Source organism: Candidatus Arsenophonus triatominarum (assembly GCF_001640365.1).
Lineage (GTDB): Bacteria > Pseudomonadota > Gammaproteobacteria > Enterobacterales > Enterobacteriaceae > Arsenophonus > Arsenophonus triatominarum.
The window spans coordinates 180,780-206,540 of the sequence record NZ_LWMI01000014.1; the positions used below are offsets into that span (position 1 = coordinate 180,780).

Annotated in this window: 14 protein-coding genes, 1 tRNA gene and 3 pseudogenes; 12 read left to right on the forward strand and 6 right to left on the reverse strand. The window is 36.3% G+C overall.

The genetic code is table 11. From position 1 onward, the window contains the following. Positions 1-4: 4 nt before the first annotated feature. Positions 5-3,895, reverse strand: coding sequence for a phosphoribosylformylglycinamidine synthase (gene purL / locus AYJ55_RS13445; RefSeq protein WP_063656907.1), 3,891 nt, complete (start codon positions 3,893-3,895; stop codon positions 5-7). Positions 3,896-4,161: 266 nt separating this feature from the next. Between purL and mltF the strand changes: the two genes are divergently transcribed. Next, positions 4,162-5,613 carry a membrane-bound lytic murein transglycosylase MltF gene (gene mltF, locus AYJ55_RS13450; RefSeq protein ID WP_063656908.1) on the forward strand — a complete coding sequence of 484 codons (1,452 nt, stop codon included), beginning with the start codon at positions 4,162-4,164 and terminating at the stop codon, positions 5,611-5,613. An 82-nt stretch (positions 5,614-5,695) separates the two neighbouring features. On the opposite strand, the gene tadA is transcribed toward mltF, so the two are convergent. Continuing rightward, on the reverse strand, positions 5,696-6,187 hold the full coding sequence (gene tadA, locus AYJ55_RS13455; RefSeq protein ID WP_281181141.1) for a tRNA adenosine(34) deaminase TadA: 492 nt from the start codon (positions 6,185-6,187) through the stop codon (positions 5,696-5,698). Positions 6,188-6,410: 223 nt separating this feature from the next. Here tadA and AYJ55_RS13460 point away from each other — a divergent pair, with 223 nt between their 5' ends. Beyond that, on the forward strand, positions 6,411-7,934 hold the full coding sequence (locus AYJ55_RS13460) for a phosphoethanolamine transferase (protein ID WP_063656909.1): 1,524 nt from the start codon (positions 6,411-6,413) through the stop codon (positions 7,932-7,934). A gap of 878 nt (positions 7,935-8,812) precedes the next feature. Here AYJ55_RS13460 and AYJ55_RS13465 read toward each other — a convergent pair. Next, a pseudogene (locus tag AYJ55_RS13465) lies at positions 8,813-9,658 on the reverse strand (IS982 family transposase). 215 nt (positions 9,659-9,873) lie between these two features. Between AYJ55_RS13465 and AYJ55_RS13470 the strand changes: the two are divergent. The 6 genes and pseudogenes from AYJ55_RS13470 to AYJ55_RS29100 all read left to right on the forward strand — a co-directional run. Continuing rightward, positions 9,874-10,362 carry a hypothetical protein gene (locus tag AYJ55_RS13470; RefSeq protein WP_063656910.1) on the forward strand — a complete coding sequence of 163 codons (489 nt, stop codon included), beginning with the start codon at positions 9,874-9,876 and terminating at the stop codon, positions 10,360-10,362. A 238-nt stretch (positions 10,363-10,600) separates the two neighbouring features. Next, positions 10,601-10,994, forward strand: a pseudogene (locus AYJ55_RS26210) (transposase family protein); the annotation flags it as partial. A 272-nt stretch (positions 10,995-11,266) separates the two neighbouring features. Beyond that, on the forward strand, positions 11,267-11,539 hold the full coding sequence (locus AYJ55_RS33230; protein ID WP_281181145.1) for an integrase core domain-containing protein: 273 nt from the start codon (positions 11,267-11,269) through the stop codon (positions 11,537-11,539). Between the two features lie 37 nt (positions 11,540-11,576). Continuing rightward, positions 11,577-11,729, forward strand: coding sequence for a transposase (locus AYJ55_RS36080; protein ID WP_425393805.1), 153 nt, complete (start codon positions 11,577-11,579; stop codon positions 11,727-11,729). After that, positions 11,720-11,902: a hypothetical protein gene (locus tag AYJ55_RS29095; RefSeq protein ID WP_162505565.1), complete on the forward strand. Its 183-nt coding sequence runs from the start codon at positions 11,720-11,722 to the stop codon at positions 11,900-11,902. The genes AYJ55_RS36080 and AYJ55_RS29095 overlap by 10 nt, the downstream gene beginning before the upstream one ends. Before the next feature lie 77 nt (positions 11,903-11,979). Next, positions 11,980-12,339, forward strand: a pseudogene (locus AYJ55_RS29100) (transposase); the annotation flags it as partial. Positions 12,340-12,808: 469 nt separating this feature from the next. Here the strand turns inward: AYJ55_RS29100 and AYJ55_RS13480 are convergent. Further along, a tRNA-Ser gene (locus tag AYJ55_RS13480) sits at positions 12,809-12,896 on the reverse strand. Positions 12,897-13,106: 210 nt separating this feature from the next. Here AYJ55_RS13480 and rcsD point away from each other — a divergent pair. Together rcsD and rcsB are read left to right on the forward strand one after the other, a co-directional pair. Beyond that, positions 13,107-15,815, forward strand: coding sequence for a phosphotransferase RcsD (gene rcsD / locus AYJ55_RS13485; RefSeq protein ID WP_063656911.1), 2,709 nt, complete (start codon positions 13,107-13,109; stop codon positions 15,813-15,815). A 1-nt stretch (position 15,816) separates the two neighbouring features. After that, positions 15,817-16,464 carry a response regulator transcription factor RcsB gene (gene rcsB, locus AYJ55_RS13490; protein ID WP_032114652.1) on the forward strand — a complete coding sequence of 216 codons (648 nt, stop codon included), beginning with the start codon at positions 15,817-15,819 and terminating at the stop codon, positions 16,462-16,464. A 123-nt stretch (positions 16,465-16,587) separates the two neighbouring features. Here the strand turns inward: rcsB and rcsC are convergent, their stop codons facing one another. After that, positions 16,588-19,440: a two-component system sensor histidine kinase RcsC gene (gene rcsC, locus AYJ55_RS13495; RefSeq protein ID WP_074168061.1), complete on the reverse strand. Its 2,853-nt coding sequence runs from the start codon at positions 19,438-19,440 to the stop codon at positions 16,588-16,590. A 145-nt stretch (positions 19,441-19,585) separates the two neighbouring features. Continuing rightward, positions 19,586-22,210 carry a DNA topoisomerase (ATP-hydrolyzing) subunit A gene (gyrA, locus tag AYJ55_RS13500; RefSeq protein ID WP_162505567.1) on the reverse strand — a complete coding sequence of 875 codons (2,625 nt, stop codon included), beginning with the start codon at positions 22,208-22,210 and terminating at the stop codon, positions 19,586-19,588. A gap of 166 nt (positions 22,211-22,376) precedes the next feature. On the opposite strand from gyrA, the gene ubiG reads away from it, so the two are divergent. Together ubiG and nrdA are read left to right on the forward strand one after the other, a co-directional pair. Then, positions 22,377-23,108 (forward strand): bifunctional 2-polyprenyl-6-hydroxyphenol methylase/3-demethylubiquinol 3-O-methyltransferase UbiG, encoded by a 732-nt coding sequence (gene ubiG, locus AYJ55_RS13505; RefSeq protein WP_063656913.1) that lies wholly within the window; start codon positions 22,377-22,379, stop codon positions 23,106-23,108. A 361-nt stretch (positions 23,109-23,469) separates the two neighbouring features. Beyond that, positions 23,470-25,761 carry a class 1a ribonucleoside-diphosphate reductase subunit alpha gene (nrdA, locus tag AYJ55_RS13510; RefSeq protein WP_063656914.1) on the forward strand — a complete coding sequence of 764 codons (2,292 nt, stop codon included), beginning with the start codon at positions 23,470-23,472 and terminating at the stop codon, positions 25,759-25,761.

Sequence of the window (25,761 nt, forward strand, 5' to 3'; positions counted from 1 at the left end):
AATATCAACCCAGCTGCTGCCGCGCATTACGGAAAATACGCATCCAGGGGCTATCTTCGCCCCATTCTGGCGGATGCCATGAATGGGTAACTGTACGAAATACTCGCTCCGGATGCGGCATCATTATAGTCGCCCGCCCATCTAAGCTGGTCACTGCAGTAATACCATTAATCGATCCATTTGGATTTGCTGGATACTGTTGAGTAACCTGACCATAATTATCAACAAAACGTAGCGCAACTAAATGATTTTTTTCCAACTGGTCAAGATGCGCAATGTCTCGCATTTCAACTTGACCTTCACCATGAGATACCACTATTGGTAACTGACAATCAGCCATATCTTGTAAAAATAGTGAAGGACTTTCCATCACTTTTACCAAACTAAAACGCGCTTCAAAGCGTTCTGAACGATTACGTACAAATCGTGGCCAATGTTCAGCACCTGGAATCAACTGATTGAGATTAGACATCATTTGACAGCCATTACATATGCCTAATGATAAAGTATCAGAACGAGTAAAAAAGCCCGCAAATTCGTCACGTACGCGTGAATTGAATAAAATTGATTTTGCCCAGCCTTCTCCTGCCCCCAATACATCACCATAAGAAAAGCCGCCACAGGCAACTAATAGCTGAAAATCAGCGAGTGTTACTCTGCCTGCTAACAAATCACTCATATGCACATCAATGGCAGTAAAACCTGCACGGTGAAATGCGGCCGCCATTTCAACATGGGAATTGACACCCTGTTCACGTAAAACAGCCACTTTAGGCGACGGGGTTGTCATAATATAAGGCACTGCAATATCATCTGCTGGGTCAAAGTTTATTTTTACATTCAATCCAGGATCTGTCAGATCTTGTTTAGCCTGATGTTCTTGATCTGCACACGCAGGATTATCACGTAAACGTTGCATTTGCCAGGTAGTTTCAGCCCACCATAAACGCAATTGGCTACATTTTTCACGATAAATTTCTCTACCGTGACTATTGATAGTAACAATATCGTCTTTAATTGCCATACCAAGATACTGTACACATCCAGCCAACCCATGCCCGGCCAAGCATGTTTCCACCATTTCCCTATCCGCTTGCTTAACCTGGATGACTGCCCCTAATTCTTCGCTAAATAAAGCAGCAAGAATATCTTTATCATAATGACCGATATCAATATCTAAACCACAATGACCGGCAAATGCCATTTCTGCTAATGTAACAAACAGGCCACCATCGGAACGATCATGGTAAGCTAATAATTTTTGTTCTTTTATAATCGCCTGAATTGCATTAAAAAAACCGGTTAATAATTTAGCATCACGGACATCCGGGGCATGATCACCTATTTGCCGATATACCTGTGCAAGTGCTGAACCTCCCAATGCATTATGACCTTGCCCGAGATCAATTAATAATAATGCATTATCTTGATCACTTTTCAGTTCAGGTGTAACCGTCAGACGAACATCCTCAACCCGAGAAAAAGCGGTAATAACCACAGAAAGCGGCGCCGTCATTTCACAAATCTGTTCGCCATCATGCCAGGTGGTCTTCATTGACATAGAATCTTTACCAACCGGGATGGTTAAACCTAATGCCGGACATAGCTCTTCACCAATAGCCTTCACCGCTTGATACAAACCGGCATCTTCACCAGGATGTCCCGCTGCTACCATCCAATTAGCGGAAAGCTTCACCCGTTTTAAGTCCTGAACACAAGCAGCAGCGATATTGGTCAACGCTTCTCCAACCGCCATCCGACTAGATGCCGCATAGTCCAAGAGCGCAATGGGTGAGCGCTCACCGATCGACATAGCTTCGCCATAATAACTTTCTAAACCAGCTGTCGTGACCGCACAATCAGCAACAGGGATCTGCCAAGGGCCAACCATTTGATCGCGTGCCACCATTCCGGTAACACTGCGATCACCAATAGTAATCAGAAAAGTTTTCTCTGCTACTGCTGGCAAATGTAATACCCGTTTAACTGCTTCGGTTAAGGTTATCATTTCTCGATTAATCGGCTTACCGGCAGCAAATTGAGAACTAACATCACGTAGCATTTTAGGCGTTTTACCTAACAAAATATCTAGCGGCATGCAAATAGGCTGGTTAGTAAAATAACTATCATTAAGAACAAGATCCCGATTTTCCGTCGCTTCACCAACAATAGCATATGGCGCGCGTTCTCGACGACAAATAGACTCAAATAGGGGAAGTTGTTCAGGTAAAACAGCTAATACATAGCGCTCTTGAGATTCATTACACCAAATCTCACGAGGATTCATGCCTGGTTCATCATTCAATATTTGACGTAGTTCAAATATTCCACCTCGATCAGCATCATTCATTAACTCAGGCATAGCATTAGAAAGCCCACCAGCGCCAACATCATGAATAAATAGGATCGGATTATCAGTACCCAACTGCCAGCACCGATCAATAACCTCTTGACAACGACGCTCCATTTCAGGGTTATCACGTTGCACCGAAGCGAAATCAAGATCAATATCAAACTCCCCTGAAGTCATCGATGAAGCTACGCCACCTCCCAGCCCAATATTCATCGATGGACCACCTAATACAATTAATTTAGCGCGAACTGGAATATTGCCCTTTTCAATATGTTCTGCCCGAATATTACCTATACCACCTGCTAACATAATCGGTTTGTGGTAACCGCGTAATTCTGCTCCATTATGACTATTCACTAGCTCTTCATAAGTGCGAAAATAACCTAATAAAGCGGGTCGGCCAAATTCATTATTAAAAGCGGCACCACCCAATGGCCCATCAAGCATAATATTAAGCGCACTAACAATACGCTGTGGTTTGCCAAAATTTTGTTCCCAAGGTTGTTTAAAACCTGGAATACGTAAGTTAGAAACAGCAAATCCAACTAAACCGGCTTTAGGCTTTGCACCACGCCCTGTTGCCCCTTCATCACGTATTTCTCCACCTGAACCGGTGGCAGCACCAGGCCAAGGAGAAATAGCTGTTGGGTGGTTATGGGTCTCTACTTTCATCAAAATATGAGCATTTTCATGATGATAATCATACTTGCCGGTTACTGGATCAGGAAAAAAACGCCCAATATTCGATCCTTCCATTACGGCAGCGTTATCTTTATAAGCTGATAAAATATAATCTGGCGTTTGTTGATAAGTATTTTTTATCATACTAAACAAAGAATTAGGTTGTGATTTACCATCAATAACCCAACTGGCATTAAATATTTTATGCCGACAATGTTCTGAATTAGCTTGCGCAAACATATAGAGCTCAACATCCGTTGGATCACGTTCTAATGTTTGGAAGGCATCCATTAAATAATCAATTTCATCTGTGGCTAACGTTAACCCTAATTCAGTATTTGCCAATTCAAGTGCACGACGACCGTTTTTTAATATTTCTATCGTCACCATCGGAGCCGGCTTATGGTGCATAAAGAGTGATTTTACTTGCTCGAAAGAAGTCCAAACAGTTTCAACCATCCGATCATGCAAAATGACAGATAAATCATCCAATTGTGATATATCCAATGGCGAGGAATAAATAATATAATAAGCAATTCCACGCTCAAGCCGGATAACCTGCTGTAATCCACAGTTATGAGCAATATCCGTTGCCTTTGAAGACCAGGATGAAATAGTGCCTGGCCGAGGAGTAACCAAGAGTAACTGGCCAGCCGGCTGTTGCTCAGTTAATGAAGGACCATAATGAAGCAATTGACTTAGTTTTTGTCGATCATCCTGATTTAATGGAGCACCAAGTTCAGCAAAGTGTACATATTCAGCATAAATGTCAGTAACCAGTAGTTGCTGCTGCTGGCATAGGGAAAGAAGCTTAGTAATGCGAAATATCGATAAAGCGGGTGAGCCACGCAGAATTTCCATAGTAATAGATTCTCTTAACTTATAAAGCTGGCCTGAAGGATATGTATCAGGAAAACTGGAAAGCTATTATAAAGCATCATGAACCGTTACGAAACCGTTTGCGTACACATTTATCACGCACCTGTAAATATTAAAGATATATAAAATAGATTAAATTAAGTTGCAAATTCTACTTTTGTTAAGCAGAATATTTGACTCTTAAAAAATTGGCTATAATTTGGTCATTTTAATTAAGAAAATATGTTTAACTAACGAGATATAACCATTTGATTAATATTAGAATTAATTATCTTGCTATCGTTATTGTCTCTATAATTTCTGTTGGTGTCATTACACTTAATATTGAATGGCCCAACCAGCAGCAAGACCAGGTGAAAAGAATTATTTCTCGCGGTGAATTACGTGTAAGTACCATTAATTCACCCCTTATGTCCTTTAACGATAAGCAAGAAGCAAGCGGATTTGATTACGAACTGACTAAACGCTTTGCCGATTACCTTGGCGTAAAGCTACGTATCAATGTACGTTCAAATATCAATCAACTTTTTAATGACCTTGAAAACGGTAATAGTGACTTTATTACTGCAGGACTTCTTTATAATGAGAAGCGCCTCGATAAAGCAAAGCCTGGCCCTGCCTACTATACCGTTTCCCAGCAGCTAATTTATCGCAAAGGGGTAAGTCGTCCACGCTCTTTGAACGATGTAAAAGGAAAGTTTGTCGTTGCCACTGATTCAGTAAACGCTAATACGCTGCAACAGTTGAAGCAAAAATATCCAAATCTTCAGTGGGAAGAAACCTGTCATTATAATGCGACTGAGTTATTGCAACTACTAGCCGAAGGGAAAATTGATTATACCTTAGAAAATTCTATTGTCGTCGCTATGCAGCAACGAATTCATCCAAACATTGCTGTTGCTTTTAATGTTAGCGACGATCATAGCTTTAATTGGTATATGAAACGCTCAAAAGATAATAGTCTAAATGCAGCAATGTTAGACTTCTTTAATAAAAGTAATGAAGAAGAACTTTTAACACGTTTAGATGAAAAATATTTTGGCCATGTTGCTACTTTTGACTATTTTGATACGCTTTCTTTTATTACTGCAATTAATAAAACTTTGCCAACCTATAAACATCTGTTTAAAAAATATGCAGAAAATATAGATTGGCATTTACTAGCAGCAATTTCCTGGCAGGAATCACACTGGGATCTACTAGCCACATCACCCACCGGTGTTCGTGGTTTAATGATGCTAACAGTACCTACCGCACAAACTATGGGTGTGTCAGATAGGCTGGATCCAGAGGAAAGTATTAAAGGTGGCGCCGCTTACTTGCAATATCTGATTTCGCGCTTACCAACCACTATTGCGCCTGATGATCGCATTTGGTTTGCCTTATCGGCCTATAATATGGGGTTGGGACATATGCTTGATGCCAGGAAACTGACACGCATACAAGGCGGAGATCCAGACAGTTGGTTAGATGTAAAAGCCAGACTGCCGCTACTTAGCAAGAAAAAATATTTTGCTAAATTAACCTACGGTTATGCACGTGGCTATGAAGCCTATCGCTATGTGGAAAATATTCGCCGTTATCACCAAAGCTTGGTGGATTACCTACAGAATAAGAAAATGAATCAAAATATGAAGCTCGCTGCAAGGGATCCTCTATTATTCTCTAGAACCAGCAGCAAAGAAAAAAGTAGTGACTAATTTAGCTAATCATTACTAAACAGTATTAGCTTCTATTTCTGCCTAAGCCACCTTACTAGGCGACTTAGGCAGATTTAATTTATCAACGCTGCCCTTTCCTAGCCAATTTTTTTTCTGCTCGCCGCTGTTGAAAAAAACCACTTAACATCACCGAACATTCATCGGCCAAAACCCCTCCCAATACCAGAATACGATGATTCATATCCGGATGATTAAAAACATCAATAATTGAACCAGCAGCGCCAGTTTTTTGATCAGAGGCACCATATACTAAACGACTAATGCGTGCATGGATCATAGCTCCGGCACACATAATACAAGGCTCGAGTGTCACATAAAGCGTAGTATTGAGTAAGCGATAATTTTGTAAAGATTGACCAGCTGCCCGCAAAGCTAAAATTTCCGCATGAGCGGATGGATCATGAGACAAAATAGGATGATTCCAACCTTCTGCAATCAATTTATCTTCATGTACTAATACCGCGCCAACAGGAATTTCACCTTTTTCTTGAGCATTTTTGGCTAGTAAAATAGCTTTTCGCATCCAATAAACATATTTTTGGGCTTGGTCCACGAATAAAAACCTCAAATATTAATTTAAATCGCAAAAATAGTTATAATATAATATCAACTTATGATTTAATAACTCTTTAAAACTAATTAATAGCCATCTCATAATAATAAATAACATCAATAAACCACCCCAAAAATCACTTATGCTATTAATAAAATTAACTAATTTAACTTTGTGTATTGTTGCATTAAGGGTAGTCACTGATCTAAATCGGATATAGTAAATGATAAAAAAATTAATAAATGATGATCGAAATTTTTTGCTGAAAATATTGCTACTTATTATATTATTCAGCCTAATTCATTACGCTATGGGTTACCCACCAAGACTAAACTATACAGCGGGTATCGTCGCATTGCTAATCGTTATCAATCAGTTACGAATAATATATAGTGGATTCATTATTATATTCGCCATTATTGCAGCGCTATATTTTCCGATTATGCTACTCTATGGTACTCCCTCACTAACCATAGCAACATCAGTTACTTATACCAATTTAAGTGAAGCAATAGAATTTATTAGTAATATTCCATACTATCTTTATGCTGGATCATTATTTATTTTACTGTTCGGCTTTTTCTGTACAACATTTAAGCTTAAAACCGGTAACAAAACAAAGATTGGTGCTTTTATTACCTTTTTGACGTTTCTTCTATATGGCCCAATAAAAGATTATAAAGAAACGGGTGAATTCGATATTTTAAATAGCGGTTATCCAGAAATCAAATTTGTCAAAGACTTCAATAGTGCCAAAGAAGAAACCAATAAACTTTTTAGTTTACTTGCTCAAACAGATGACTTCCAGCCAAACAATACTGCCACGCCATTTGATACCTATGTTATGGTGATTGGTGAAAGCGCTAGACGCGATTTTATGCATGTTTATGGCTTTCCAATTAATAATACCCCATTTATGGATAGCGCTAATGGTATTCTATTCAACCATTATATTTCAGCCGCTTCATCAACTATTCCATCATTAACCAGTTCCCTGACTCAAGCGCCCAAATTAGCCAATAGCATTATTGCGCTGGCAAAAAAATGGGGATTTACTACCTATTGGCTGTCAAATCAGGGAGCTGTTGGTATCTACGACACACCAATTGCCTCTATGGGGAAAAAAGCAGATCATTCGTTTTTTCTGAAAAGAGCAGGTTATAATAGTAAAGAGATCAATGATAATGAATTACTGCCACAAATCGCAACAGCAATCAAAGCCCCTCAGGCCAAAAAATTCATTATTGTTCATTTAATTGGTAGTCATTCTCGCGCTTGCGCAAGGACTAATGATCACTATGAAACTTTTTACAAAAGTGAAGAGATTTCATGCTATATACAGAGCATAAAAAATACTGATCAACTATTAGCAACAATTCATCAATATTTAACCGACAGCAAATCAAAATGGACAATGATCTATTTTTCTGATCATGGCCTCGGTTTCGTCAATAAAAATAACCCTAGTGACCTAAAACTTACCCATAATGATCAATACCGTCAGGATTATGAAGTACCACTATTTATTAGTTCTTATAATTTTAACGACCAGCAATACATTACTGCTGCTAGAAGTGGAATTAACTTTTTAACTCTATTTTCTGAATGGTCAGGCATTGACGATCCCAGTATTGACCATTCCTGTCATATGATTTCAAACGATATTTGTCATCAACAAAATAGTGTTATTGACTTTAATAATAAACGAATTGACTATACAAAATTACCGTCAGATATGGCGCCATGACATTATGCTAAATAGCAAACAGCGAATAAGGTAAATATTGTGGTTTTAGCGTGATAATTTGTTATCTGAGGTATAAAATATGCTGCGTTTATTCTCGGCTTTAGCCTAACGATAAATGCAGTTTTTTACTAATTTAATGATATAAGTAATATTTTAAATAAAGCTTAAAATGTCATTATTAATTATTTATCGCTGTATCAATTGTGATATAAAATAACTTTAAATAGTTTTAAAATAATTGTAATATAGTTTTGTATTATCTTTTAATTTTTTTGAATTGGCGTTACTTTTTAGCCATTTCGCTCTATTTAGCAACACAAAAAAATACTAAGTATACATAGGAATACCAACCTGCTATTAAAACAAATTAAAGATATATTCAATACCGCTAGCTGAAAAGTTATATATTCTTCATTTTTTATTGCAGATTAATAAATTAATTATATGAAAATCGCAAAAAAATACCTTAACTATATAATATTACTATTATTATTTATATTCTCAGTTTTATTAAATCTTTTTGTTTTCAAAGAAGAATCAAGACTACCGCATATATCTAGTTTTATTATTCTCTTAATTACTTTTTTATTAATAATAAATCACGAGTTTCGCACAGACATATAAAATTCCAGAAATGGCTTAAAAGCAATGGTTAATTTGCAAGTTACTAAAACGTATAAATTTGTTTAAATTACAATAAGTTGCTTTTAATTTATAAGATTTTGTCTATTTATATATTATGCTGAATTAAACTTAAAAATAGAGCGTTTTTTTATTGGTGCGAAACTCGTGTAAATAAGAATAAATTACCAAAACTAATTGGATTACTTTTTTTATTCTTTATAAATATAACCTGAGTTCGGGATAAGCATTATCAATTATGCTTGAAGATATGTTCCTGCCATAGGTATCTTTGGTTTAGATGGAATTAAACAATATGCAAGCAGCCCGGCTAATAAATTCACTACAAAGTTAGCAGGAGAGCGGTGCCGCGTATGCTCTATCTGACAAAGATTTTTTAACTCATCAAATACCGTTTCAATGACAGAACGATGACGCAAGATGGCTTTGTCGAAACAAGTCTGTATTCGTTATGAGGTTAATTCCCATTGTTTTCAGTTGCTGTTTCAGTGAAGCCGATAAATACCCTTTATCCGCATACAAATAACCAGAAAGATCTTTTATCAGCTCAGGTAATGGTTTCCGATCATCTGTGTTTCCTGGTGTAAGTCGAAAACTGAGTATTTCCCCCAAATGATTGATAATTACATGAAGTTTGAAACCAAAGAACCAACCTGTTGAGGTTTTTCCTCGTTCAGCTATCCCATCGAAGACTTTATGCCGGCGGATCCGTAAGTTATCACACACAGCTATCGGAGTAGAATCGGCAACCGACAGACCCGTACACTTTCCCTTAATTGACTCAAACAGTGCCGTTAAAGCTAAGGCACTGCGCGGAAGTAACTCTACGCAGCGCGAATATGATGGCAAGTTAGGAAATTCCTTCCTGAGATATAAACGACATGATAGAGATAAAATACCTTGAATTGGCTGAATCGGAGTTGATGAAACAAAACAACCAGTGTCATCATTTCAGCCAATGAAAGCTGAGTAGACCGTCTACGACGCTTACTGCCGTTATTCAGCAAAATTTCATGCATTTTTGGCTCGAAGTCTTTACAAAAATCATCCATCAGGCAATAAAGTTCAGTAAGATTTTCCATAATTGTTTAACAATGCTCTACGCTTTAACCAGATTGTTAGAGTATTTTAACGAAATATGCGCATTCAACTATTTGAATAGCAAGACTTTCACTTTATTTCTTATCCCGAACTCAGGTTAAATATAAAGGTTATATATCCGTTAAATTTTAACGGATATATAATAATCTCCGTTCTCCATTCCATCCTTGAAACCAACACAAATGAAGCTCTCTTTATGTCAGGCAGTTTACTGCTGAAGCTAATTTTTCCTACATTGATTTTTACTGCTTTTTTATTTTATCTAATAACAAGAATCAAGAATAATTTAGAAAATATCTCTCTATTATTGTACTCAGCATTATCGTTTACAGCACTTTCGATGATCCTGGTTGTTTTAGATATAAAAGATGAAAACAGATTAATTTCTAATATCAAAGAAGATAGAAAAGAGCTTGGGATTTTTTTTCATCATAAAGTCCCTTTAGTATTTGGTGACGTGGTTTATTTATTAATTTCATCATATGAAAATAATAAATATGCAAATACAGCCGAAATTGAAAAATTTAATCATGCAATATTATCTAAAAAAGACAATAATAATAAAAATATTATATTAATCATAGGGGAAGCCTCACTCTACTCCTGCTATAGTGCATATGGCTATCATTTAGATACAACGCCACATATGACAAAAATATTTTCAACGAAGACAGCTGCATCTTAAATAATACCCATTCCAATTCACCGATAACCCGAGATTCAGTGTCAATGACACTAGTCTTTCACACACTGGAAAATGAAAAAAACCTGTTCAACAATAAATCTATTACACGAGTTTCGCAATCTCCAAAAAAGAAGTATAAATTTAAAAACAAGAAAAAATTAGGGTGTTCATATTTTGTCCGGTTATCCATGCATTAAAAATATCTATAAAACATTCTTACAAGTAAGCAGTGTAAGAAAAAAAAGGCATTTTTGTTTCGGGGAGTGGCGTTCGCTCTATTTGGCTGCGCCATAATCTCGAAAATTTTACAAAACGCCTAAAAGCGCTTGAAGATAAAATCGCAACAGAAGGAATTATCCTGTCAGAATCACAAATCAGTGCTCTAGAAAAGAAAGCGCAAGATGATGAAGCCTGTGGTGAGATTGAAACAGCGCATCCAGGTTATCTGGGTTCACAAGATACTTTTTATGTCGGTCATTTAAAAGGCGTTGGTCGTGTTTATCAACAAACTTACATTGATACTTACAGTAAAGTCGTTCATTGTAAGCTTTACACAACAAAAAGCGCGATAACGGCGGCAGACTTATTAAATCCCTTTTTATTCCCAGCATGGGTTACCGGTGTTACGTATACACGAGTTTCGCACAGGCATATAAAATTCCAGAAATGGCTTAAAAGCAATAGTTAATTTGTAAGTTACTAAAACGTATAAATTTGTTTAAATTACAATAAGTTGCTTTTAATTTATAAGATTTTGTCTATTTATATATTATGCTGAATTAAACTTAAAAATAGAGCGTTTTTTTATTGGTGCGAAACTCGTGGTATACTGACGGACAGAGGCAGTGAGTATTGTGGTAAAGTTGAACATCACGATTATCAACTTTATCTCGCTATCAATGATATTGATCATACAAAAACTAAAGCTCGTTCACTTCAAACCAATGGGATTTGTGAACGCTTTCTAAAACTGTATTACAAGAGTTCTATCAGGTGGCTTTTCGTAAGGAAAATCTATAGGGATTTAGATGAATTACAAGCTGATTTAGATAAATGGTTAGCGGAATATAATAACCAACGCACTCATCAAGGAAAAATGTGTTGCGGTCGAACTCCTACGGCAACTTTACACGATGGAAAACAACTTTGGAGAGAGAAAGATTTAAATCAAATTTAACCTGACAGGTACTGTATAAATAACCGGTAACTGTCAGATCAAGTCTGAGCTACTATACCATACCTGGGGACGAGACCAAAAATGGCATCCGCATATTCATTTTTCAACCACAGCCGGCGGGGTGACTAAAAAGAATACCTGGCGGGATATCAGCTTTTATCGCGAAAACATTATGACAATGTGGCGATAACGGCATTATTGAGAAAACATTATTACACGCTCACCATTCCCGATGAGCTTAAAGCTGAAGAAAGAAGTAAAGCATCATGGAATCAATTACTTAACACTCACTACAAGCGCGGGTGGAATATTAATCTTTCTGATATTCTTTCCAATATTACCCATGTCACCCTTTATCTCTGATTTTATCTAAAGAAACCCCCTGTCTCGCTCAGTCGCTTAAAACATTATTCCGGCGAAGATAACACACGTTACGCTATAAGAGCCACCGCACGAAAAAACAGGAAGACCTGGTCATGACATCCGATGAATTTATTACCCTGTTTGCGTCTCATGTGCCAGAAAAATGGTTTCACATGATCCGCTATTACGGCTTTTTAAGTCCATCAGCACGGATGCGAAAAATGTTAACGGAGGTTGTTTATCCTTTAGCCCAGCAAGATAAAAAACCCGCTAAAAAAATCACCTGGCGAAACATGTATCAACACGTCTTTAAAGTCGATCCACTTGCTTGTCTCTTATGTGGGAAAAAATTACTTTTCGCAGGAATGAATTTTGGATTGAATCGTAAAGAACTTATGGCACGTCACCATGATCTGGCTTGTTTGCGGTGGCGATAAAAACTCACGACAGGGTAGATCTATCCTTTTGTTCAAAATTGATTAATAATTAATCGTTTTTTAACCATCTATTCCGTTCCTTATCTCAACCTTCAACATAATTTTGGCAAAATTTAGAAGAAAATAAAAAGGATTTCATCATGGCTCAGGTCAATGAGTAACCATTTCGGATATTAATTTCTTATACATCAAGCTGGCAAACAGGCAACGGAATTGTTGTCAGAAAGACTGGATAACCTGGAGAAAAAACGAGGGTTACTCAGCTAAACCTAGGGTTAATGTCTCTAAAATTAGGGTGTTAGATGAAAAAACACACTATCTGATGAAAATTCGACCTGCAACAGTTCCAATAAACCGATTCTCTCTCCTTTTAGCAATAATGGATGGCTTTTACTCCTCACCTTAAGTGCAATTCAATTTCTTAACCATCAAGTTATTCGCTCTACCAACTGCGCTAAGCCGGCGAATTTGGCGGAAGGATAGAGATTCGAACTCTAGGATGGTTTCCCATCGGCGGTTTTCAAGACCGCTGCCTTCGACCGCTCGGCCATCCTTCCATGGCGCGGAATTATGGCGAAATGTGATGACCTTGTCTAGACCTTAATATAAAAAAATACTATTTTTTTCATCATTTGCTCAAAGTTTGAGCATTAAAATTATACTATCCGAAATTACCTGTTAAAATAATAAGACAGAATTGTTTAAATAGCAATCAACATACTAATTTTTTTCTTCATGTTTAAGTAAGAAAGGCGCCTCTTCTACCAATGGATTATAAACAACCAACTTTACAACTTTCATCGCTAACTCGCTTTTTTATAATGTTTATCAGCTCGCTTGTATTATTGTTATTTCTATTTGCCTACAATTACTTTCATAATTGGATCAATAATAGTCAAAATGCACTCAGTAACATCACTAAACAACTTGAATATGAAATTGAAGATTACCGTTATTACGCAAGTCAACTCTATTATATTGCAAACGATGGAGAGGATGAAACTAAGAGTGATACCCCCTTACCCATAAAACTGCGCCCTGATATTTTTTGGATCAATAACTACGAGCGACATGTCGATGCCATTATTTTTGGCCGGCAAAATAATACTAATATTAATCTGGCCTATAAACTATCTAACTATATGGGCATAATCTGGGGCGCTAAAAATGAATACAGTTCGATGTACTATCTCAATGGTCCTGATAATACACTTTTGCTGGTAACTACCCATTCGATACTAAAACCAGAGATTCGCTATAAAGAGAGTTATTTAACCTTAACCGCAGAAGAAAAACGCTCTGTGATGTTGACATTATCATCGGCTATAGACAAACGAGAAAGCTTGTCAAATATTCATCGTACACGCTATGATAATTCATACTATTATACTTACCGCACGATGTTCAACTCACCAGGCCAATTAACTACCATTATAACTTTTGAATTACCGATAAATTTATTACTCTCAAAAAACATTAATCCTGAATATTTATCAATTACCTTTTCAAATGACATAATACACAACAATGGAAACCTAATTGATATTGAATTTAATGGTCTCTCACTACAATTTACCCAACCCATTCACGGAACAACAACTTACCGGCTAGTATATCAATTACCAATTAAAGATATCTTGTGGGATCTTTTATATAATAATTTGTGGGCCATAATCGCCATTTGTTTTTTTACAACCATCTCTATTGTTGGCAGCTTGTATATTAGAACACGTTTTGTTGCCCCTAACCAAAATATGTTTCACGAGATACAAATTACAAACACAATTAGCAACTATATTATTTCAAATATTCCTATTGGTTTTCTACTTTATAATTTCACAACCAATCGCAAAATTATGAGTAATGGAATAGCTGAATTACTTTTACCCCATATGGACTTGATACGTATTCGTGACATGGCAATCCAGCATCATGGGGCTATTCAAATTTCAATTGAAGATACTATCTATGAAATAAAATTACTAAATAATCAATTATTAGATAATACTTATATGTTTTTTATTCATGATCAAGATAAAGAAGCACTAACAAATAAAAAATTACTGATGGCTAAACATGAGCATGAAAAAAATATTCAAGTCCGACGCTCGATGTTGTCTAACATGTGTAAAGAGATCCATACTCCCATTATAGAAATTAATAGTCTGATTAACCAAATCAAAGAAACCTCTGATAATCACAACATAAAATATTTAATTAATGAATCATTAATTAGAACACATTATATTGTTAACTGGATAGATAATCTTGCTTTACTTAATACCATTGAATCTGGTGAATGGAAATTAGAGCAACCAAATGAATTTAAACCTGTCTCAATCGCTGAGATGATGAATAAAATACTAAAAGAAAAAATATCACTGCTTGTCAACAAAGGTCTTTCACTTTACTATCATAATAATTTAAATTATGAACAACACATCACCACAAATAATAACGCTTTATTTAAAATAATTTCACTTCTATTGAGTTATTCAATCAATACAACTAATTTTGGCAAAATTACTGTTATAGTAAACTATGCAACTAAACGTCTATCCCTTGAGATCATTGATAGCGGTATAGGACTTAATGCTATGGATCTGGCAAATATCCACATGCCTTTTGCTAGTTCAACAGACAATGACGGAACACTATCCAATTCAGGAATGACATTTTATCTATGTCATCAGCTATGTTACCGTATGAAAGGTGAATTTTTCATAAAAAGTAAAGTTGGAATCGGTTCTCATTATACAGTGACATTGCCCTTAGAATTAGAAAATGAACAAAGTTCCAAATCATTACCGCTTCTTGATGGTATTAATATACTTCTTGATATTAGAAATCCTGAAATTCATAAAATTATCCAGCAGCATTTAATGATTTATGGAGCTAATTATTCTGATATAGCTAAAAATAATTGTCATTCATCCTATGATTTATTTATAACTGATCATAAAACAGAATATAATAAACCGACAATTTACCTTGTTGATAATATTATTAATTATAGAGTAGTAAAACAAAATTTGATAAAATGTAATTTCAATTTTAATGATGAACTTATTAATGCAATTTCTATCTTAATCGAAGGTAATTTGATTGCTGAGCAAGAATCAACCGATAAATCAATATTTACTATCATCAATCATAACAATAATTCAAACCTTATAATCCTTGAGGATTATAAAAAAGAGCTTTCTGATAGTGACTATCGTAATTTATTCCTTACTACAGTACCTATAGATATTAATAAGCTGTATACTAACCAAGAAAAAGGTAACTTAAAAAAACTAAAAGATATAGCACATAGACTAAAAGGTGTTTTTGCTATGCTGAACTTTGAGCTTCTTAAAAAAGCATGTGAGCAATTAGAACAACACATAGCAGATAATAATGAATTTGAGATTTTAAATAGCATTAGAGATATTGATGTCTTTATCAAAAAACTAATGCCAGAGGGCAACCAATAAAATGAATAACCTTAATGTCATTATCGCTGATGATCATCCTATTGTACTATTTGGTATACGAAAATCTCTTGAGCAAATCGAGGGAATTAATTTGGTTGGTCAATTTGAAGATTCCACATCTCTTATCAATAATATAGCCAAACTTAAAGCAGATATTCTAATTACTGATCTTTCGATGCCCGGTGATAAATACGGTGATGGAATTACATTAATTAAATACATTAAACGCCACTACCCTAACCTATCAATAATTGTCCTTACCATGAATAATAATCCCGCAATACTCAGTGCTGTGTTAGATTTAGATATCGAAGGCATCGTATTGAAACAAGGCGCTCCTGCCGACTTACCAAAGGCATTATCAGCCTTACAAAAAGGAAAAAAATTCACTCCTGAAAATGTATCGAAATTATTGGAGAAAGTTAATGCGAATGGTTATGGCGATAAACGTTTATCGCCAAAAGAAAGTGAAGTGTTGCGCCTATTTGCGGAAGGTTTTTTAGTCACCGAAATTGCAAAAAAACTTAATCGAAGTATTAAAACAATTAGTAGCCAAAAAAAGTCGGCTATGTTAAAACTCGGTGTTGAAAATGATATAGCATTATTAAATTATCTTTCTTCAGTCACAATTGAGAAAGAAATTAACTAGTAATATGATACAAATAAAAAACTGATTGATCCTAATCTTATGGGTAATGAATAAGGTTAATCGGTTTTCCATTCTGTTTTTATAAATTAATAATCATTTGAATATTAAAATAGTATTTAATCATTATTCTCTTGTGTTGCTAATTATACTAACATCGCAACACCGCAACAGCGATTGCTTTAATTTTTTTAATGTAACCGGTTTGGATAGACAGTCATCCATTCCTACACTTAAGCAACGCTGCTTTTCTTCTGCCATTGCATTAGCCGTTAAAGCAACAATGGGTATAGCATAACCTTCTTCTCTAATTAACTTTGTCAAACCATAACCATCGAGATTAGGCATATTTACATCTGTCAAAACAATATCTATATTATTTTGTCGAACATAATCCAAAGCGATTAGCCCATCTTCAGCAAGTATTATATTAAAGCCTATTGATTTCAGCTGATCAGCCAGTAAACTCCGATTAATTGGATGATCATCAACAATCAATACCGTTAGAAAACATAATTTTTTATCTGGTAGCGACATTATTGAAGATGGATTAACAACCTCTTGCTCACCATTTTCCATCACTAATTGATCAATAAAACCACCTAATTTATCAAGTTGGTAAGTATTATGAAACCAATCATTTTTTGCATATTCCTGGGGTTCACCGATAAAAGTTGAAAATAGCCTAAGTGTAAATTTACTTTCAGCCACCAAGCCTTCATAATCAGTAATAATCAAATCATATATTTTATCTTTACTGTGTTCATTGCAAACTGTCGTTATCTTAAAGCCATTGTAGTCTAAATAAGTTTGTAGATAATCTCGCAGATGATGATTAAAAAAATACAGACCGATACGAAAATTTTGCCGATATTCTGGGTGGCGACAAACCACATATTCACTATCAAACAAAGGTAGCCTAACGGTAAAACTACTACCTATACCAACCTGACTGTTAACTTCAATATCGCCGTCCATTAAGTTAATTAATTTTTCACAAATAGGTAACCCCAAACCAGTTCCCTGGGAAAAATTCTCATTATTAACTTTAATCTGAAAGAAAGGATCAAAAAGTTGCATTAATATATTATCGGGCATGCCAATCCCCGTATCCCTAATTTCAATATAAATATAAAAATCTCTTATAAAAATATTTAACAGAATAAAACCAGTTTTTGTAAATTTAATCGCATTACTGAGAATATTAGAAACAATTTGCTGTACTCGAACCGAATCGGCATTAATAATATCGGGTACATTAGGATCAATATAGTAATAAATCGAAAGACCCTTTTTACCTATCAGCGGGATATAATTAGAAATAATAAATGAGAAAACTTCACGACAATTAAACGGTGCTGGATCAATATTAAGTTGCTTAGATTCAATTTTTGAAAAATCTAAAATATCATTAATTATTTTTAATAATAATGATGAAGAGTGATCCATTGTCGTCAAAAGGCGATCAGCTTGAATGGGTAATTCATAGGATTGCAATAACTCTAAATTACCAATGATGCCATAGAGTGGTGTTCGTAATTCATGGCTAACGGTTGCTAAAAACATAGATTTGGCTTGGTTAGCCTGCTCTGATGCCTGCGCCATATTATGTAAAGATTTTTCCATCTGAACACGGGCACTAATATCAACCAAAACACAAATGGCCACTTCCTTATTTTGATAGCGAGAAATAACATAACTTATTTGTAAATGGGTATGACTGGTAGTAACAACATCAATATAACTACTAGATTTATCTTGAATAATCGATAGGATGCGGGTTTTATCATCATGGCTTAATAATCGAAAATAATCATGGGCCAGTTCATTACTCAATATATTAACACCATCAACAAGGCGTAAAATAATGATACCAACCGGCGCCGACGCCACTATTTTATGATTAAATTGCTCATGTTCTTCTAAACGAATGGCATTATCTTCTGCCGGTAATAACATCTTCCTTTCTAATAGCCAGATCAAAAAAGTAATTAAAATAAATGAGATTATATTTAACATAATGCCGTTTATAATTGACAGCTTAAATTCATTAAGAATATCACTAATAGGTACAGAAAAAACAACACTTAATAACGAAGGTAGTAAGCGATTTTTATAAATTAATCGACTAAAATCATTATCATAGCCAAAATGAAAGTTTTCTAACTGATAAACATAATCATCAGATCTTAAATTGCTATCATACGGAAAATGTAATACTAATCTATTATTTGCATTTAAAACGAAGGTACTAATTGGCCTTTCATAGCGTAAATTAAATTGCTCCAAGCGTATTGAACGTTCTAGACCAATTAGACTAATCAAAGTCCCTTTATCATAAATAGGCGCTAATATGTAGAAAGAACCATTATCAGTCCCCGACACTGGTGCGATCCAATAAATATTTTGTTCTCTTCCTTGTGCCCTCAAGCTCATATAAGTCCGCATATTTTCATGGATTATTTTTTTTAACGATTGAAGACTGGTAGTACTGTTTCGGATAGCCAAATCAATCATACAGTTACTTTCTGGGCCAACAATAAAAACCGTTTTTAAGCCTTGTGGTGGCACAATATTATTTCGCCAAAAAGAGAATAACTGATTAAATGGGACTAAGTAACTCTTTGATGTTTCATGCAATTTGCTACAATCAGCATCTGCAGTTAGGGGTAAGTAGGTGAAATTAAGTTGTTTTGGCAAGACAGGCATATAATTAGGATCTACCGCTAATTTTTCGATATGGCTATCTACCATATATTGGATTGATCGCAGGGTTTTATCCGTATAATGCACGTATTCAACCATACTGTCATAAGTAGATGAATACTGTTGATGTATATCAGATTTAACTTCATTAAAGATATTAAATAGATAAAAAAGTGTGATTACAGCTCCCATCGCCCACAGCATAACGCCAAGAGTACGGAACAAATAGCGAGAAATTTTCAATGACGTTCTAAATGAAGATAGATATCTCAAACACTGTCCTAACTATAAAAGAAGTGTATCAATGGTAAAGCATATACGATAAGCGGAATAATAAAAAGTTATCACTAATAATGAATTGACATAAAGCGTAAAAACGGGCACCTACTGTGCCCGCTCAGACAAAACTAATCGATCACTAATTAAGCGAAAGATTTTCTACGTTATTGATATCATGCTCTACTTTTACGCTGATTGTATATTCTGTTAACGTTTGGTTATCATCTTCCTCTTCTTCAGGATCAACAACGCGTTGTAAACCAACTACTTTTTCATCTTCAGCAGTACGAATCAAAGTGACACCCTGAGTATTTCTACCGACAATACTAACCTCTGCAACTCGGGTACGCACCAAGGTGCCAGCATCCGTGATCATCATGATTTGATCAGTCTTTTCTACCTGAATTGCTCCGACCACATTACCATTACGTTCACTAACCTTAATGGAAATAACACCTTGAGTAGCACGAGATTTTGTTGGGTATTCACTCTGCTCAGTTCGTTTACCATAACCATTTTCTGTAACGGTTAAAATATCACCTTCACCACGAGGTACAATCAACGAAACGACCTTATCGCCAGCTTGTAACTTAATACCTCGAACACCCGTTGCGGTACGTCCCATAGGACGAACCGCATTTTCCGCAAAACGAACAACTTTACCACCAGCAGAGAAAAGCATTACCTCATTTTTACCAGCAGTCAAATTAACGCCAATCAGCTCATCGCCATCATTAAGATTAACTGCAATGATCCCGGCGCTTCTGGGACGACTAAAATCTTTTAGTGATGTCTTTTTAACTGTACCACTCGCGGTCGCCATAAATACATAATGACCATCATCAAATTCACGTATTGGCAAAATTGTGGTAATACGTTCATTTTGTTCTAACGGTAATAAATTAACTATTGGTCGTCCACGTGCGCCACGGCTAGCTTCGGGCAATTGGTAAACTTTCATCCAATAGAGACGGCCACGGCTAGAGAAGCATAGAATTGTGTCATGGGTATTGGCAACTAACAAACGCTCAATAAAATCTTCTTCTTTAATACGCGCTGCCGACTTACCTTTACCCCCACGTCGCTGTGCTTCGTAATCAGATAGTGACTGATATTTAACATACCCCTGATGTGATAAGGTGACGACCACATCTTCCTGGGTAATTAAATCTTCGATATTAATATCTGCGCTATTTTCAGTAATTTCCGTCCGACGGACATCACGATACTGATCTTTAACAGCTTCCAGCTCTTCACGGATAACTTCCATTAACCGTTCTGGGCTGGTTAATATATATAGCAATACTGCAATCAGTTTTAGCAGCTCACTATATTCATCCAATATTTTGCCATGTTCTAAGCTAGTTAATTTTTGCAAACGCAAATCAAGAATTGCCTGAGCTTGCGGTTCAGTCAAATAATATTGACCATCGCACACACCGTATTGGGGTTCAAGCCATTCAGGACGAGCAGCGTTATCACCTGCACTGGCTAACATGGCAGAAACATTACCTAATTGCCAAGGACGAGCAATCAAAGCCAATTTCGCTTCATGAGGCGTTGATGCTTGGCGGATAAGTTCAATAATCGGATCAATATTTGCTAATGCGACGGCGAGGGCTTCCAATATATGAGCCCGTTCACGCGCTTTACGCAATTCAAAAATAGTCCGTCGAGTGACCACTTCTCTACGATGGCGAACAAAAGCTTCAAGAATTTCTTTTAAGTTTAAAAGTCTAGGTTGGCCATCACATAAGGCAACCATATTAATGCCAAATGAGACTTGAAGTTGAGTGAGGGAATACAAATTATTCAGTACCACTTCCGCCACTGCATCTCGTTTTACTTCAATAACAATACGCATGCCATCTTTATCAGATTCATCACGTAATGCGCTAATCCCCTCAACACGCTTATCTTTAACCAATTCTGCAATTTTTTCAATTAAACGAGCTTTATTAACCTGATAAGGGATCTCATTGACAATAATTGTTTCACGATCACTTTTATCATCAACTTCAATGTTAGCACGTGCACGGATATAGACTTTACCACGTCCTGTCCGATATGCGTCGATGATACCGCGGCGACCATTAATAATTGCAGCGGTTGGAAAATCAGGACCTGGAATATACTCAAGTAATCCTTCAATACTAATATTTTCATCATTGATATAAGCCAGACAGCCATCAATGACTTCACTAAGGTTATGAGGTGGAATATTGGTAGCCATGCCAACAGCGATACCTGAAGAGCCGTTAACCAGCAAGTTTGGAACCCGCGTTGGCATAACATCAGGGATCTGCTCTGTACCATCATAGTTAGGAATAAAATTAACGGTTTCTTTATCTAAATCTTCCAACAATTCATGGGCAATTTTTGCCATGCGTACTTCGGTATAACGCATAGCCGCAGCAGAGTCGCCATCAACAGAGCCAAAATTACCTTGCCCATCAACTAGCATATAACGCATTGAAAAAGGTTGTGCCAGACGTACTATCGCATCATAAACAGCACTATCGCCATGAGGATGGTATTTACCAATGACGTCACCGACTACACGGGCTGATTTTTTGTACGGTTTATTCCAATCATTGCCTAACACATTCATCGCATATAATACGCGACGGTGAACAGGCTTTAATCCATCTCGTACATCTGGAAGGGCGCGTCCAACAATTACAGACATCGCATAATCCAAATAAGAGCTTTTCAGCTCCTCTTCGATATTGACCGGGGTAATTTCTCTTGCTATGTCACTCATGGAGCCACTGTCCCTCATACTCCTTATTCATTAAAGAGTAAAATTATACCACAAAATCGCCATTTTATAAAAACAGGAAACGCATAATGTTCAATAAAACATGTATAATGATCTAATGCCATTATACAGTCTATGTTAATAAAAAAATTAAGGAGTAAATTTTCTGATGAATAACAAGAATTCGCTCAGCCAGGCAAATGTTGATCTAGCTGAAATCGACAAATTTAGCTCTGTTGCTACTCGTTGGTGGGATGAAACGAATGAATTCCAACCTCTTCATCGGATTAATCCATTACGTTTAAACTATATCCTGCAACAAGCTAATGGTCTGTTTGGTAAAAAAGTACTCGATATTGGCTGCGGCGGCGGAATTTTATCAGAAAGTATGGCTAAAGAAGGCGCCCTGGTAACAGGAATTGATATGGCCGCAGAGCCGCTGGAAGTCGCAAAGCTCCATGCATTAGAAAGCAATATGCAGATCAACTATCTACAGGAAACCGCTGAGAGTCATGCCGAAAAATACCCTAAAACTTATGATATCGTTACCTGTATGGAAATGCTGGAACATGTGCCCGATCCTGAGTCTGTCGTTCAATCATGCGCAAAATTAGTCAAACCGGGGGGTCATGTATTTTTTTCTACTATTAATCGTAATAAAAAAGCCTGGTTATTGGCAATTATTGCCGCTGAGCATATTTTAAAAATAGTTCCCAAAGGTACTCATGATGTAAAAAAATTTATTCGACCTTCAGAGCTACTCAGTTGGATAGAGAAAACCTCTTTACAAGAACAACATATGATCGGATTACATTATAATCCGATCAGCAACAAATTTTCGTTAGGCTCAAATGTTGATGTTAATTATATGTTGCACTTGTCAAATACAAATAATTGTTAACATTTGCTGAAGAAAGCAGCAGTCAGTAGGTCATTATTAAATTTATTTTTCACCATTGCCGATAACATAAATTATAATATTCTTCTATTATCACACAGAGTTATCGGCCAATTAACAAAATTTAGCGCTGGATTATTGCTAAAAACCCCATTTTTTATAGACTTGATAAAAGTAGCAAATACCATTATCTTGTTAATATAAACGCAATCAAACACTATATATTGTGTTTGCTGCTCTCCATTTTAGTTCAAAATACAAACATAATATGCTATTAACAGCCCACCGTTTTGTATTTTTTTATTAACCATTGAGTGCAGTGATCGATAAATATTTAGCTAGTTAACTTTAAGTGTATCTACCCATGAACCAAAGTCTATTAGTCACTAAACGTGATGGACATAAAGAACGCATTGATCTTGATAAAATCCATAAAGTCATTACCTGGGCAGCTGAAGGCCTAAAGGATGTATCTGTTTCACAAGTGGAGCTACGTTCTCAGATCCAGTTTTATGATGGCATCAAAACGTCCGATATTCACGAAACCATGATCAAAGCGGCGGCAGATCTTATTTCAGCTGATACACCCGATTACCAATATCTTGCAGCTCGATTAGCTATTTTCCATCTACGCAAAAAAGCATATAGCCAATTTGAACCACCAGCACTATATCATCATGTTTTGCATATGGTTAAAATAGGTAAATATGATAAGCATTTGCTGACAGATTATACAGCTGAAGAATTCGAGCAGATGGATAGTTTTCTGGATCACTGGCGTGACATGAATTTTTCCTATGCGGCAGTTAAGCAATTAGAAGGCAAATACTTAGTGCAAGACCGGGTAAGCGGTGAAATTTATGAAAGTGCCCAGTTTCTCTATATCCTTGTTGCAGCTTGCCTTTTTTCACGCTATCCAAAAGAGACGCGGTTAAACTATATTCATCGTTTTTATAATGCAATTTCAACTTTCAAAATTTCACTACCTACCCCGATTATGGCGGGGGTACGCACCCCAACTCGCCAATTTAGTTCTTGCGTATTAATTGAATGTGGCGATAGCCTTGATTCAATTAATGCCACTTCCAGCGCGATTGTAAAATATGTTTCTCAACGTGCCGGTATTGGTATTAATGCCGGCCATATTCGCGCACTAGGTAGTCCAATTCGGGGAGGTGAAGCGTTTCATACGGGCTGTATCCCTTTCTATAAACATTTCCAAACTGCGGTAAAATCTTGTTCTCAAGGTGGCGTGCGTGGTGGTGCCGCCACGCTATTTTATCCGCTCTGGCATTTAGAGGTTGAAAGCCTATTAGTATTGAAAAATAACCGTGGCGTTGAAGGTAATCGTGTTCGTCACCTGGACTATGGCGTACAAATTAACAAACTCATGTATGAACGCCTTATCAAAGGTAAAGAAATTACCCTCTTTAGCCCTTCTGATGTGCCCGGCTTATATGAAGCATTTTTCGCTGATCAACGCGAATTTGAACGTTTATATTTAAAATATGAACAAGACGCAAACATACGTCAAAAACGCGTTAAAGCGCTCGATCTATTTTCACTTATGATGCAAGAGCGAGCGTCAACTGGACGTATTTATATTCAAAATGTCGATCACTGTAACACCCATAGTCCATTTGATCCTAAAGTTGCGCCAATTCGTCAATCAAACCTCTGTCTGGAAATCGCCTTGCCAACCAGGCCTTTAAATGATATTAACGACGAAAATGGTGAAATTGCTCTCTGCACTCTTTCCGCCTTTAATTTGGGTGCCATTACCTCATTAGATGAATTGGAGGAGTTGGCGGTATTAGCGGTGCGTGCATTAGATTCACTGCTCGATTATCAAAACTATCCGATTGTTGCTGCGCAAAAAGGCTCTATGGGTCGTCGTACTTTAGGCATTGGCGTCATAAATTATGCTTATTATTTAGCTAAACATGGCGTTCACTACTCTGATGGTAGTGCCAATAATCTGACCCACAAAACCTTTGAAGCTATCCAATATTATTTATTGAAGGCATCCAATGAACTGGCAAAAGAGCAAGGTGCTTGCCCATGGTTTAACGAAACCACTTATGCAAAAGGTATTTTACCGATTGATAGTTATAAAAAATCATTAGATGCACTAACATCTGAACCGCTACATTATGATTGGCAAACTTTACGCAAAGATATCAAGCAATATGGTTTGCGTAACTCAACGCTTTCCGCCTTGATGCCATCAGAGACTTCTTCGCAAATATCCAATGCCACCAATGGCATTGAACCACCGCGAGGCTATATCAGTATTAAAGCATCCAAAGATGGTATTTTGCGTCAAGTTGTACCTGAATACGAACGCTTGAAAGATGATTATGAACTGTTATGGCAAATGCCCAACAATGACGGTTATTTGCAGTTGGTTGGTATTATGCAAAAATTTATTGATCAATCAATTTCTGCTAATACGAATTATGATCCAACCCGCTTCCCAAATAATAAAGTTCCAATGAATCAATTACTGAAAGATTTGTTACTCGCTTATAAATATGGGTTAAAAACTCTTTATTACCATAATACCCGTGATGGTGCAGAAGATAGCCAAGCCGATATTGAAGAGGTTATTGAATCAGCTGACAGCGATTGTGATGGCGGCGCTTGTAAGATTTAA